Origin of the sequence: Wolbachia endosymbiont of Folsomia candida (assembly GCF_001931755.2) — a bacterium.
Taxonomy (GTDB): Bacteria; Pseudomonadota; Alphaproteobacteria; order Rickettsiales; family Anaplasmataceae; genus Wolbachia.
Genome location: NZ_CP015510.2, coordinates 1,537,548 through 1,551,353, shown reverse-complemented (window position 1 = coordinate 1,551,353; position 13,806 = coordinate 1,537,548). Strand labels below are relative to the sequence as shown.

General features: G+C 34.0%; 11 protein-coding genes and 1 tRNA gene. 8 read left to right on the top strand and 4 right to left on the bottom strand.

Translation table 11 applies throughout. The annotated features are described in order from the left end of the window. The first annotated feature begins 162 nt into the window (after positions 1–162). From recR to rodA, 6 genes are all read left to right on the top strand, one after another. Positions 163–762, top strand: a complete 600-nt coding sequence (gene recR / locus ASM33_RS07120) for a recombination mediator RecR (RefSeq protein ID WP_179947436.1) — start codon at positions 163–165, stop codon at positions 760–762. A gap of 5 nt (positions 763–767) precedes the next feature. Next, the gene (locus ASM33_RS07115; protein WP_112477243.1) at positions 768–2,003 is read left to right on the top strand and encodes a KAP family P-loop NTPase fold protein; all 1,236 of its coding nucleotides are present in this window, start codon (positions 768–770) and stop codon (positions 2,001–2,003) included. 89 nt (positions 2,004–2,092) lie between these two features. Next, positions 2,093–2,593, top strand: coding sequence for an inorganic diphosphatase (ppa, locus tag ASM33_RS07110; RefSeq protein WP_110409782.1), 501 nt, complete (start codon positions 2,093–2,095; stop codon positions 2,591–2,593). Between the two features lie 102 nt (positions 2,594–2,695). Beyond that, positions 2,696–2,786 (top strand) — tRNA-Ser (locus ASM33_RS07105). A gap of 243 nt (positions 2,787–3,029) precedes the next feature. Then, positions 3,030–4,631 (top strand): ankyrin repeat domain-containing protein, encoded by a 1,602-nt coding sequence (locus tag ASM33_RS07100; protein ID WP_110409783.1) that lies wholly within the window; start codon positions 3,030–3,032, stop codon positions 4,629–4,631. Between the two features lie 21 nt (positions 4,632–4,652). After that, positions 4,653–5,765, top strand: a complete 1,113-nt coding sequence (gene rodA, locus ASM33_RS07095) for a rod shape-determining protein RodA (RefSeq protein ID WP_110409784.1) — start codon at positions 4,653–4,655, stop codon at positions 5,763–5,765. 55 nt (positions 5,766–5,820) lie between these two features. Here the strand turns inward: rodA and ASM33_RS07090 are convergent, their stop codons facing one another. From ASM33_RS07090 to ASM33_RS07080, 3 genes are all read right to left on the bottom strand, one after another. Continuing rightward, positions 5,821–6,006, bottom strand: coding sequence for a hypothetical protein (locus ASM33_RS07090; RefSeq protein WP_110409785.1), 186 nt, complete (start codon positions 6,004–6,006; stop codon positions 5,821–5,823). Positions 6,007–6,188: 182 nt separating this feature from the next. After that, a complete protein-coding gene (locus ASM33_RS07085) occupies positions 6,189–6,992 on the bottom strand; it encodes a tetratricopeptide repeat protein (protein ID WP_237342909.1) in 804 nt (267 codons plus the stop codon). 122 nt (positions 6,993–7,114) lie between these two features. Further along, positions 7,115–8,434 (bottom strand): hypothetical protein, encoded by a 1,320-nt coding sequence (locus ASM33_RS07080; RefSeq protein ID WP_110409786.1) that lies wholly within the window; start codon positions 8,432–8,434, stop codon positions 7,115–7,117. Positions 8,435–8,704: 270 nt separating this feature from the next. On the opposite strand from ASM33_RS07080, the gene ppdK reads away from it, so the two are divergent. Further along, a complete protein-coding gene (gene ppdK, locus ASM33_RS07075) occupies positions 8,705–11,521 on the top strand; it encodes a pyruvate, phosphate dikinase (protein ID WP_237342908.1) in 2,817 nt (938 codons plus the stop codon). A 327-nt stretch (positions 11,522–11,848) separates the two neighbouring features. Here ppdK and ASM33_RS07070 read toward each other — a convergent pair whose 3' ends face one another. Beyond that, positions 11,849–12,757, bottom strand: coding sequence for an IS4 family transposase (locus ASM33_RS07070; RefSeq protein ID WP_110409331.1), 909 nt, complete (start codon positions 12,755–12,757; stop codon positions 11,849–11,851). A 40-nt stretch (positions 12,758–12,797) separates the two neighbouring features. On the opposite strand from ASM33_RS07070, the gene ASM33_RS07065 reads away from it, so the two are divergent. Next, on the top strand, positions 12,798–13,784 hold the full coding sequence (locus ASM33_RS07065; RefSeq protein WP_157956347.1) for an integrase core domain-containing protein: 987 nt from the start codon (positions 12,798–12,800) through the stop codon (positions 13,782–13,784). Positions 13,785–13,806 lie beyond the last annotated feature (22 nt).

The following is a 13,806-nucleotide window of genomic DNA, read 5'->3' as shown; positions in this document are numbered from 1 at the left end:
GTGTGATATCTGTATCATAAAGGTCATCTAATTGATGGCCTTTACATGGGTAAAATTTGCGATGAAAAATATCTCATTATTCTTCTAATTGGGATAAGTTTGTTTCTTTAGCGCAGGTTTAATGTTATCATCGATGAGCTGCTATGAACGTATTGAATGAATATTAATATAAAAAATCTAGTTAGTACTTTTTCTAAATTGCCAAGTTTGGGTCCTTCCTCATCTCGCAGATTGGTTATACATTTACTACAAAACAAGCAGAAAGTTATGTTGCCTCTTGCATCTTCAATTAAAGAGTTGGCAGATCTCATAATAGAGTGCAAAGTTTGCGGAAATTTAGATGTAAAATCACCGTGTTCTATTTGTGTTGATCCAAAACGTGACCCTAAAACATTGTGTGTAGTGGAAGAATTGGGGGATCTATGGGCGTTTGAAAAAGGAAGCATATATTTAGGGTTATACCATGTTTTGGGAGGCAGGTTATCTGCAATAAATGGAGTAGGTCCAAAAGAACTGAACCTTGATACTATTTCTAGAAGAGTGGTAGAGTCTAAAATTGAAGAGGTAATTATTGCAATTAATCCAACGCTAGAAGGTCAAGTTACTGCGCAATACATAATTGAATTGTTAAAAAACTTAAATGTGAAAATATCACACCTTGCTTGTGGCATACCAATGGGCGGAGAAATTGATTATTTAGATGAAGGAACCCTGAAAGCAGCACTAACTTTAAGGCAGCAATACGAGTTAAATATAAAATAAGAGATATGTGCTTAAAAAAACTTATATCATTGATAACATTCAAGAAGAAAGAGTGGAAGGCACCACCAAAGGTGGTGCCGTGGAAAAATGACTACCTAGACTATAAGCAATTTGCAAACAAGTGCAACACTATAGTTAAAGAAATTGAAGAACTTTTTACTGTAATATCTTTAGAAGGATATGATGGGTGGGGTAAGACTTTTTTCCTTAAAGAATGGGTAAAGGCACTAAAACAGCAAGATGAAATAGCAGCTTATTATAGCGCATGGGATATCAATGCACTTGATCAACCACTTCCATCTTTTTTGAATTTTTTATTTGAGGATTTATTTGCATCATATGAAGTAAAGAGAAGCGTTATACAACAGTTCAAGAACATAAACCAAGAGCTATTTACTTTAAATACGCTAGGGAAGTTAATTAGTAAATCTCCGCTTTCTATGCTTTCTGTTCTCCTTGATGCTACCAAAGAGGCTGATAAAAAAGACATTGGTGCTGTTTTAAGAGAATTGAATAATCTACAAAAAAGACAAGAAAATATTAAAGATTTTAAAGATCAATTGACAAAAGTGGTTAATAAAATCAGAAAAGATAAAAACATTTATATAATGGTAGATAATCTTGATATATGCCGTCCTAAATTTATTGTCGATTTTTTAGAATCTATAAAGTACATGCTTGACATAGAAGGGCTTGTTTTCATTATTTCTGTCAGTAAAGATAAAAGCAACGTGCATAAATCTATTAATACAATACTCGGGCCAAATTTTGATCTAAAATCTTTTACCGACTTATCTTTGCACTTACAAAAACGACCTATAGAGAGATTTACAAAAGAATTATTTAAAAATATCAAATTACCAACAAAATCAAAAAATTTGATTATAGATAGTTTTATATTTTATGCAGGGAGCCTGTCACTATCATTAAAAACGATAGAATACTGCGCAAAGAAAATAAAGCTATGTCTCTTAAGTGACACAAAGGAAGAGCTACCTATTCCAAATTTGTTTTCATTTTTGGTAATATTGCAGTCAATAAATATTGATATTTATGACGAGTTAGATTTTTCAGCAAAAAAAGCATTGGAAAAAATTGAAAATGAATACAAGCCTGCAATTTTAAATCATCCAGGTGGTGAAGAAGAATGGGAAAAATTAAGAACTTCTCTGGAAATCGCTTTTGCAAGTGAGGAATCAGAAATTAACACAAGTGTAAAGCAGATAAAGGCTATGCTATAGAACTTTTTAAAGTAAATAATATTAGCTATAAATGTGGCAATGTGGAAGTATGTATTGTATAATATGTACTCTTATCAAATAGGTGATTTATGGATTTAAGTAAAATAACGTCAACACCAGATGCAGTAAATGTGGTAATTGAAATAAGTGCAAATTCCGAGCCAGTAAAGTATGAGTTCAATAAAGAATTCGGATTATTACAAGTTGACAGGTTTTTATCTGCCTCAATGACTTACCCTTGCAATTACGGATTTATACCAAATACCAATGCAGATGATGGCGACCCTGTTGATGTTCTTGTATTAACTCAATTTCCTTTAGCGCCTAGTGTTTTAATATCGGTGCGCCCAATAGGAGCATTGTTCACTAAAGATGAAAAGGGAAAAGATGAAAAAATATTAGCTGTGCCTATTTCCAGTGTTGATCACTATTATGATAATATAAAAAACTACTCTGATTTACCTAAAAATTTGCTTGATAAAATTGCTCATTTCTTTTCGCACTATAAAGACTTGGAGAAAGGAAAAACAGTAGCAGTTGGAGAGTGGGTTAGTGCTGAAGAGGCAAAGAAAATCATCTTTGTTGAGTAGGCTTGTTAAAAGAGATAATCAACGCTTCCTGTTAAAAAGCATTAGACAGGTTGCAAAGCTCTTGGTATTATTAAATTATTATATTTTAGGTAAGTTAAAATTGGAAGGGTGGCCGAGCGGCTGAAGGCGGCGGTTTGCTAAACCGTTATACGATTGAAAAGTCGTATCGAGGGTTCGAATCCCTCTCCTTCCGCACTATTGTAAAAAGTATGCTAACTTACAAAAGCAGGAAAAGTCAGTAGATTAAATATGTTGCAAAGGCAATAATAAAGTTGTGATAGTGCATTAAATACACCTATCTAATCTTGCAATCCAAATTCTTAGTTTAAAAACAACAAAAGATATAGGTGAGATCTTTCTATTGGAAATTATCTTAATGGATTCTTCACTTTTACATAATATTCTAGTTAATATATTATGTAAATAGGTAGAGATTATGTTTAGAAATGAAAAACATGGTGTAAGTATAAGCAGTAGTGCGCTTCAAAGGAAATTTAAAAGAGTGGATCCAAGTACTGCAATAGGTGGTCAAGGAGACACATTACTTCATACAGTTCTTGCACAAAAGCTTTTATCAGAAGAAGATTTCGAGAAAGTGAGTGAGTTTTTTCGTGAAAACACATTCTTGCTTACAGAAAGAAATAGTGATGGTAACACACCTATACATGTAGCTGCTGAATTTATCCATAGTAATGTTATAGCTACAGCATTCTCACAGATAGATTTGTATCCAGTAATAGGGCCGGTAAGGATTGTGAATGTCATGGAGAAAAACAAACAAGGCAAAAACCCTCTGCATTTAGCTGTTGAGAATAAACATCTGATAAATATTAATAATAGACATCTAAAATCCGTACAGATTATTGTTGAGTATTTGGGTGCGTTCATTAATGTACCAGATGAGCAAGGAAGAACACCTTTGCATATTGCTATTTTGGCATATATAGAGGGTATGAAGGACCCATCTAAAAGTGTTAATTATTATGGTATAGTAGAAAAACTTTTGAATATTCCAAATATAGATACTGAAATAACAGATAATGACGGTAACAGTATCTATGACGATATCACAAGATGTGGAGATAAAAAATTAATAGCTTTATTTATTGAGCATTACAGCAAAAAAAAAGCAGAAGCAAAATTAAAACTTGAAAATTCTGGTAAATCAGCAAAAAGAAAAGAAAATCTTTCCAAAAGGTGTAATCTAAGTACTGTAGGACTTAGTGGAGCAGGTGGTGTTTTTACATTAGGTCATGAATACCACAATTTAGTTTTGCTTTCTGAAAAAGCTGTTAGCATACTCAAGTTTGTAGCTGTAGCACCCTCTTCAGCTTCCACGATCCTTCTTCCCATTGCACTATATTTACATTATCAATCATCCCGTTGTAAAAAAGAGTATGACCTGCAAGGTGAAGATATAGAAAAATGCAAAATAAAGATAGAAAAACTATACAACATATTGAAAAATATTGAGCACAACGAAGTAATAACAAGATTGGAGAATAGTTTGCAAGAGAGTCAAAAAGAGCTAAAAGAATTGTCAGAAATTGACAGTAAATTAATAGCAGACAGTTTGTTAGATATTAAAAGTCTATTAGAAGAAGAGTCATGTCGTATCAAACAAACAACATCTACTATAGTGCTTACAAATATAGAGCAGAGCTGCGATGAGCACAGAAGAGTATCTTGTATACCACGAATCATGCAGTACAAAGCCAATAGGAAGAATAGTGAAGTACTACCATTCACAATACCAGAAATAACATATTCGGAAAGCATAGAAGGACCATCATCATCAACTATGCCAGAAACAATACACTCGAAAAGCAGCAAACGACCTTCATCAACTTTGCATGTGCCAATAACTCATGCGAATTCTGTTCCAACATCAAATGTAGAAGAGGAAGATAAATATGATTTTAGACCTAGAACATCATCCTGCGGAGCACGTTTTAATGTTAATAGGAGACCATCAACGACATTACAATCACCACAACCTTCAATCGTGAAAAAAGATGTTTCTTGTGGTCGACCATAAGTAAAATTATATAATAAAGAAATATTTACTGTAAATAGATTGAAAAGAATTTATTGGCTACTAATTATCAATGTGATTGCCTTGTTTTCTATTGGCATAGCTGTTCAATACTCTTCTGCTGGAGGAAAATGGGTACCACTTGCGGTACATCAATTAGTCATATTTTCCGCCTTTTTCATATTAGCTATAATTATGTCATTTATAGAGCTAGATTTTTATCAAAAGCACGCTTACTTTTTTTATACAGCATCGATCATTTTATTACTATTTGTGAACTTTTTCGGTATGCACATAATGGGCGCAACAAGGTGGATAAGAATAGGATCAATTAACTTACAACCATCAGAATTTGCAAAAGTCGGCTTAATACTTGCACTTGCTTGTTATTTTGATAAGCAAAGCGTATATAAAATGATGGAGTTTAAAAAATTGCTTAAAGCGCTCATAATTATTTTCTTGCCTGTGCTCTTAGTGTTAAAGCAGCCTAATTTAGGTACAGCTATAATAATGCTATTTGTAGGAGCATCAATTATATTTACTGCAATAATAAAAAGATCTCATTTAGTAATTTGTGGAACGCTTGGCATCTTTTCAGTACCAGCTATTTGGCCTTTTTTACGTTCTTATCACAAGCAAAGAATATTGTCATTTTTAGATTCATCAGTGGATCCACTTGGTATAGGTTACAATGCACAGCAATCTCAAATAGCAATTGGTTCTGGCGGGATGTTTGGTAAGGGTTTTGTTAATGGAAGTCAGTCTCAACTTGGATTTTTACCAGAAAAGCACACAGATTTTGCTTTTGCTGTTCTGAGTGAAGAATGGGGATTTTTAGGTAGTATGGCTTTAATTTTTCTCTACACTACACTGCTTGCTATAATATTCTCTATCGCTTATAGGTCAAAAAATTATTTTTCCAAGTTGGTTTCTATCGGAGTTTTCGCTTTTTTTGGTGCTCACTTCTTCATAAATATCGGAATGACAATAGGACTTTTACCAGTAATAGGTGACCCACTACCATTTCTCTCCTATGGAGGTAGCACAACGTCCGCAAGTTTAATATGCATAGGGCTACTGCTAGCAATCAAGGCAAATGAGAGAGATTTCAAACTAAATCCTCAATTTTATCAATAAGTAATCCTATACAAACACTCTTAATCGTTGCTAATTCCTTTTCTTTTTATACTCTTTATAAAATATCCGTAGAGTAAGAATATACTTCTGCCTTATCACACCTAGATATACATTCATCAAATTCAGACTGCCCAAGCGCCAATTTATTTAAACACTGTGTTTTACATCCAAAATTGCTATAAGTACCAGTATTAACATTATTGGTGTTGGTGTTATTATTATCAATTTCTATATTTTTCATGATTATTTTTCCTATAAGTAAAATATCTATTTTAGTATAAAGTAGTAAAGTAATTAATAATATGTCTGTTTTTCAGAATTGGTTTAATAGACCACTTGCATAACCAATGTCAATTGCCTTGAAAATAAGCTCTTGCAGGTCTTAGCTTCTGCTATCTTATTGTTTAGCTTGCCAGTTAGCTTTTATGAAGCAGTTGAACGTGCGCTATGGAGTTTTATGAACTTTAGTCTTGCTTCTACTTTGTGCACAGGTATTTTTCCACTTACACTCTTTAAAGCTGTAGACATATTTAGTAATTTTGTATAAAGCGCTTCAGCATTTTTCAAGTCTGATAATCTATCTAAAATAATAGCTAGATTGTATGTGTAAAAAACGTTGTTTTGATCAAGAGAAACCGCATTTACCATATATTCCTTAGCTTTCACAAAATCCTTCTGTTCCATATAGATTAAACCTAAATTTGCCAATAAAGGAGCGTAATTTTTATGCGTATCATACAATTTCAACATTTCTTCCAATGCAAGATCATGATCATATTGTGAAATTATTGTCAGAAAATTTTCTAATATATAAGGGTTATCAGGATATTCTTTTAGTAGTCTCACATATATATCTGTAGCTTTTTTGTATTCTTTATTGGTGTAATAAATATTTCCCAATCCAATTAAAGCATTTTTATGATAAGGAAATTTTGTAGTAATTTGATTAAGAAGAGAAATGGCTGTTTTACTGTCCCCTGATTCAAAATAACCTTTTGCCTTTTTTAAAGTAGAATGTATATCAAAATTCTTGTCGGAATTTTGTGCAATTCTGATGTTAAACTTACTACTTTTTTTCTCAACAATACCATCATCTTCATACTTTTTATCAGTTTTGATATGCTTAGCAATGTTATTAAAGGTTTTTTGTATCTTCAAATTTTCATCAGCATAAAGATGAGAAAAGTTTAATAGGATTATAATACAAACTGATATACGTAATAACACAGTAAAAACTTATAAATGCTGATGTACCTATTCCATAGAATAGTGAAGATATTATTAATTAGCAGGTCGCCCCGCTAACAAGTAGCGGGGTTTTTGGTGAATAATCCTAAATTAATTTACTCTCACTGTACCCATTTTTTTTGGATAGTACTACTACCAGCACGTAAATCTGTAATAGATCCAGATGGTGAGCTGCTAGGATCGCTTGGGTTTTCTGCTTGATCTTGTGGCTGTATTTCCTTGGAAGTACTCATTGAATCTGATGTAAGACCACCTCTAACATTATGCGATTCTGGTATAGTGAGTACGCACCAAGGTCTTCGTAATTCTGGAGATCCATTTTGTTCTGATCTTTGTGGTTTTGGAGGTCCTGCCTGATTGGTACTTTGAGAAAGAAGTGGCTCAAGCCCAGCTTTCTTTTCTGCTCTCTGAAGATCATATTGACCTGTTTTTTTATAATGATTATAAACTATTTTTGCTCCTATTCCTAGTACTATTGGTCCTAATATTCCTCCTGTTAGTCCTGTTAATGCTAAAAACACTGTTCCACCAAGAATTGTTCCTTTTGAGATAGCTGGTACTGCAGTTGGTTCTTCTACGTCGGTTTCATTGAGTACACGACTGTTTCCCCTAGTTCCGTTTACTAATCCACTCTTCCATGTATCTGTTCCATTCCCAATGTCAAATGCTCCATCTGCAATTTGCTTTTCATCAGTATAATGGGGAACTTCTTTTGTTGTATAATCAATTCCTTCAAATGACTCTGTTGTTGTACCAACAGTACTCACACTTTCGTTGGAAGTTGTTTCTGTACTAGGGGTTGTAGTGAAAATATTGCTCAATCCTGGAAAATACTTATTTATAAACTCTCCATTAGGAAGAAAAGCATCAGCCCAACGACCTTGTCCTTTTTGTTCATGTTTATCATCGATCCTAGGATTTAAAACTTTACCTAAAGTAGGGATAATTGAGTGTAAGAACTCTTTACCGGTGTACAGTTTATTTGGTTCTAGCTTACGTGCTTTTTCAAATGTTTGCTTCCATTGTTCATGTTTTTCATCTTTTTTAGTTAATCTATCTATTGGCTCACCATTTTCATTGAAAATAAGTATTTCACCATTACTCTGGTATATGGAAAAAAGCCGTTTAGTAGTGTGATTCTCTGTAACATTGAAATGTACAGAACCTTTAGATCGAGACACACTAACCAGTACTCCATATGCCCTGATTGAGCTGTATAAGTTACTTAACTTCTTGTTTCGTTCTAGCGTAGTCTCCATAACCCAATTTTGTCCTTTTTCTATTGCACCTTCAACTGTAGCAGAAGTGTTTATTGAACTTTGTGTGCTAGTAGACCTACGGTTGGAAGTAACATCACTCTTAGGTGTTGTTGCACCCTTTGAAAGTGATAAATCATTATTAGTAGTAGTTATAACAGCCATCTCGACTCCTCAAATTAATTAATAAAAATAACATTTGGATTAACAAATATTCTCCTATATATAATCAATAAATCATTTAAGTCTATAGCTTTTTATTGAAGTTTTTATGCAAAGAATTATTTTTATTATACTATACGATGTATATATTAACACATGAATTCAACTCACAGGTGGATTGCTTTAGCTACAGTTGTTTTAAGATATTGTTGTCACATTTTATAAAGTGAATTATCCTAAAAAGGTCTATTGATAACATCGAAATCGTACAGTATGTTTATAAAGAAAGAGCAGGAAATAATGGAAGAAAAATTAATATATTACTTTAGCAAGAAAAGATGTGAAGGAAATGCAGAAATGAAAAATCTGCTTGGAGGAAAGGGGGCGAATTTAGCAGAGATGTGTAATGTTGGCATTCCTGTTCCACCTGGTTTCACAATTTCCACTGCTGCTTGTAAAGTCTATTATCAAGATAGTGGGTCTTCTGTCATCCCAGTAGAATCTCATGTCATTCCGGTAAAACCCAGTGTCATCCAAGTAGCTGACTACTCGGATCCAGAAAAGAATGTAGATTCCAGCGTCACGCGCTGGAATGACATATGTGGTGAAATCAAAAAGCATATGACAATGCTCGAAAACGACATCGGTTGTAAATTCGGTGACTCAAGTAATCCTTTGTTAGTTTCCATACGCTCCGGTAGTGTCAATTCAATGCCTGGTATGCTTGACACTATTTTAAATGTTGGTCTAAATGATGAAACTGTTACTCAGCTTGCGAAAAAAAGTGGTGAACGCTTTGCTTATGATAGCTATTGCCGCTTTATTGCTATGTATTCCAATGTTGTGTTACAGCTGAGCCACAATTTATTTCAAAGTGTTATTGACAATGAGCAACGCAAAAATGGAGTGCAAAGTTTAGCTGAGCTTGACGTTGACACTTTAAAAAGAATAGTTAACGATTTTAAAAAGATAGTACATGAAAAAACGGAAAGACATTTTCCACAAAATGTTGAGGAGCAGTTATTAAGCTCGGTAAATGCAGTGTTTGCATCTTGGAAAAATGACAGAGCTATTTCTTATAGAAGAATACATAATATTTCTGAAGATCTTGGGACTGCAGTGAACATACAATCAATGGTTTTTGGTAATTTAAACGACAATTCTGCAACTGGCGTGATATTTACACGGAATCCTTCAACTGGAGAAAAGAAGTGTTTCGGTGAATTTTTGGTCAATGCTCAAGGTGAAGATGTGGTCTCTGGAGTTTATACTCCTATGCAAATTGATGGAGATCAAAAAAACACTATGGAAAAACTAATGCCTAGTGTTTATAGAGAGCTATGCGAGGTATGTGAAAAACTTGAAGGGCATTATAAAGACATGCAGGATATAGAATTTACTGTTCAGGACGGCAAATTATGGATTTTGCAGACCAGGTCAGGTAAGCGTACTGCTGAGGCCGCTATTCGCATAGTAGTTGATATGGTGAATGATGGAACAATTACAAAAGAGGAAGGAATACTAAGAATCGACCCAAAAACTTTTGATCATTTATTGCACCCAATCCTTGATATTAAGGGTGATCAAAAAATAATAGGGAAGGGGCTGCCTGCTTCTCCAGGGGTTGCTTCTGGGTATGTAGTGTTTAGTGCAAGTGATGCTGAAAAATCTGCAGAGCAGGGTGAAAAAGTAATTTTAGTGAGGTCAGAAACTAGCCCTGAGGACATTAATGGGATGAATGCTGCAAATGGTATAGTAACAGCAAGGGGAGGAATGACATCACATGCTGCTGTTGTTACAAGAGGAATGGGTAAGCCATGTATTTGCAGTGTAAGCGGGCTTTCTATAGATAAGAATGGAACTTTTTTTCTACTTGGAGAAACAAAAGTAAATAAAGGTGATCCAATTACCATCAACGGCAGCACAGGTGAGGTTATGCTCGGCATTCTTCCTACTGTTTTGCCTCAATTGTCGAATGAATTTAAAACAGTGATGAATTGGATAGATGGAATAAAAACAATCAAAGTGAGAGCAAACGCTGATACTCCAAAAGATGCAAAAATTGCCAAAGAATTTGGTGCAGAAGGTATAGGTTTGTGCCGCACAGAACATATGTTTTTTGCTAGTGATAGAATTGAATTCATTCAGAAATTAATAATAGCTGATGACGAAAATGAGAGAGCGAGCGCATTAAATAGACTGGAAGAGATGCAAAAGTCTGATTTCAAAGAAATATTTTCTATAATGGAGGGTAGAGAAGTTACCATACGCTTGCTTGATCCCCCGTTACATGAATTTTTGCCTAATAATCAATCAACTATAGAAAAAATTGCTAAATCGCTGAATAAATCAGTTGAGTCAGTGGAAAGTAAAATAGCGCAGTTATCGGAAAAAAATCCGATGCTTGGTCATAGAGGTTGTAGACTTGCTATTTCTCACCCTGAAATATATAGCATGCAAATCAGAGCAATACTAAGTGCTGCAGAGGAGCTAAAAAAGGAAAAAAATGTGAAAATAAAACCTGAAATCATGATTCCTTTCATAATGAACGAAAAAGAATTCGTCCTGATATGTGAGCTAGCTAAAAAAGAAGCCTCTGTCATCTTACAGATGCAGATTCCAACGTCACATGCTGGAATGGCACCAGATATGGGGTATGCAGATAAGACTTACTCAATTGGAACTATGATAGAGCTACCACGAGCAGCATTAATTGCTGATAAGTTAGCAAAATATGCAGAATTTTTTAGTTTTGGCACTAATGATTTAACACAAACAACTATGGGGCTTTCGAGAGACGATTCAGTTAATTTTCTTGATTCCTACAAGGCAAACAACATATTTGAAAATGATCCATTTGAAGCACTGGACACTGAAGGAGTTGGTGAGTTAATAAAAATAGCGATTGAAAGAGGTAAAAAAACACGAAAAGAAATTAAGCTTGGTATATGTGGAGAGCATGGTGCGGATCCAGAATCTATAAAGTTTTTTATTGAATCAGGTTTAGATTACGTCTCATGCTCACCTTACAGAGTGCCAATTGCAAAATTAGTTGCAGCACAGTCTAGTATAAAGCTTAAAAAACATTAGTAAAACCGTATTATGAGACTACCTTACAGGTGATATAGCTAATATAAATAAGGTTTCCCGAATAGAATCAGTAATATTTAAACAACTTTTGAAAAGAAGAAGTTGTCATCCCAGTGCGTGACACACAACTGTACGAACATCCCGTAAAGCGATAGGTCTTGTGTTAAGTATCAACTACTGGTATAGCTAACACAGATAAGCTTTCCCCGATTTTTGAAAAATAAAATCAATAGCAGCGTTAACATCTGGCCAGAAAATTGGCAGTATTTTTCTCACAGCATGTTTAATTGCAAACCAAAAATGCTCAATTGGATTCAAATCTTACTTTTACCCATAACTTTGAGAAGTTATTATGTGAAGCATAACCATGCTCTCTCTAAGATTTTCATAGCCTCGCCATAGAGTCATACTTCCTGGTAAATTATCACCTTTTCTATTCATAAACCCACCTAATTTTCCTAACCAAATAATAGCTTGTTTTATGTTTGGAGGTTCTTCGGGCAATGTGGCCACTTGATGCTCACGTATGTAAAGAGCTTTCCACTCTTCATTGCTTAGAACCTTAGTGCAAGCCTCCATAGGATGCGATAAAGCCACTTTTGTTAAATATAAAATTTTAAATGTAATAATGCTCTTTATAGCAATTAATTTCTGTAGCCTTTCCTTTGTAGTTAAACGAGAGCTTTCTATTTTACATCCTGATTTTAAAATTCTAAAGTATTCTTCAATTTTCCATCGTAGCTTATACCAATTTATCCTTTCTATGGCATCTAAAGTGCTATTAACTGGTACATTAGTTAACAAAGTCCAATCGATAGCTTCAACTCCTTTAGGAGGATCCATTTCCTTTGCGCTTACCACATATACAGCGACTTTATCACTTATTTTATGTGCTGTATCTTTTGACCCATAAATGTAAGGCGCTCTGATAGGTATATAGCCTTTCATATATTTTACTTCAATATTTGCTTTTCTTGACTTCTGGTGCCCGTTTTTAGCAACTTCCAAGACGATTTTCTCTTTTACCGGAAGTTGAGCTATGCGTGTTTGCAAATCTGTTTTTCCCTCTTCAGTACAGATAAATTTTCTATTAGCTCGGTTACGGATTACATAAAAACTACCCAATGATTCAGCTATCCATAAAAATTTGAAGATATCTGCTTCCCTATCACCAAGAGTGACAAGTTGTACATCTTTGGAAACGTTATTTATGGTTTCTTTTAGTGTAAAGGTCAACTAATTCGATGACAAAAATGTTAAGATAAAAGAAACATTTTTGAGGGAGTTAGGTATGAGAAGAAACACAGAAGATAAAACTTTAGAGAGAAATTACCAAAGTAAATGGAGATTTTTGATCAAAGAATATGAGCAAACAAAGGCAAAAAAGCATCCATTTTATAGATTTGTAGGCGATTTTTATCACGCTAATGGAATCAACAGACAAACATTCTGTAAATATTATAATAGGTATAGAAATAGCGGATTAGAAAAAGAGTTTTTACCAAGAAAAAGAGGTCCAAGATGGGAAAGTAGAAGAACAGATATTGAAATAGAAAAAGCAGTTATAGAGGAGCGGAAAAAAGGGATAAATAAATATGAAATTTGTGCTATACTAGCAAAAAAGTTGGGCAACAAAACACCTTCTCCATCTGGTATATATAATATTATTAAGAGAGCCGGCATGAATAAGTTGAGCACAAAAGAAAAAGAGGTGAAGAGAAAGATAATCAGGGAAAAAGCTGGAGAATTGGCACATATAGACTGTCATTATTTGAGTAAAGATATGATAATAAATGAGAGCAAAAGATACTATTTAGTGTGTGTAATAGACGATGCAAGCCGTATAGCATGGGCAGAAGTTTTAGAAAATATTCAGAGTCTGAATGTAATGTTTGCAGTGCTCAGATGTTTTAATTATATAAAGCAAAGTTACAGTATTCAGTTCAAAGAAGTAATGACAGACAATGGACCAGAGTTTGCATCAAGAAGTAATTTGGATGGACATCCATTTGAAAGAATGTTAGTTGAAATTGGCTTAAAGCATTTATATACAAGGCCATATAGACCACAAACAAATGGAAAAGTAGAGCGCTTTTGGCGGACTTTAAATGATGATTTGATTGAGGGTACAACGTTTGAGACTGCTCAGGAATTTAAAGATGAATTGTTTAGATATTTAATTTATTACAATGAACACAGGCCGCATCAAGCTCTTGGAGGTATCGCTCCTTTGGGCTTTTTGCAAAATTTGTCAATGAATTAGTTGACCTTTACAATCCCAGTGC

Excerpts from the sequence above, each read along its gene's own strand:
- ppa (WP_110409782.1), top strand. The coding sequence starts at position 2,093 with ATGGATTTAAGTAAAATAACGTCAACACCAGATGCAGTAAATGTGGTA.
- ppdK (WP_237342908.1), top strand. The coding sequence starts at position 8,705 with ATGTTTATAAAGAAAGAGCAGGAAATAATGGAAGAAAAATTAATATAT.
- ASM33_RS07090 (WP_110409785.1), bottom strand. The coding sequence starts at position 6,006 with ATGAAAAATATAGAAATTGATAATAATAACACCAACACCAATAATGTT.
- ASM33_RS07115 (WP_112477243.1), top strand. The coding sequence starts at position 768 with ATGTGCTTAAAAAAACTTATATCATTGATAACATTCAAGAAGAAAGAG.
- ASM33_RS07080 (WP_110409786.1), bottom strand. The coding sequence starts at position 8,434 with ATGGCTGTTATAACTACTACTAATAATGATTTATCACTTTCAAAGGGT.
- ASM33_RS07100 (WP_110409783.1), top strand. The coding sequence starts at position 3,030 with ATGTTTAGAAATGAAAAACATGGTGTAAGTATAAGCAGTAGTGCGCTT.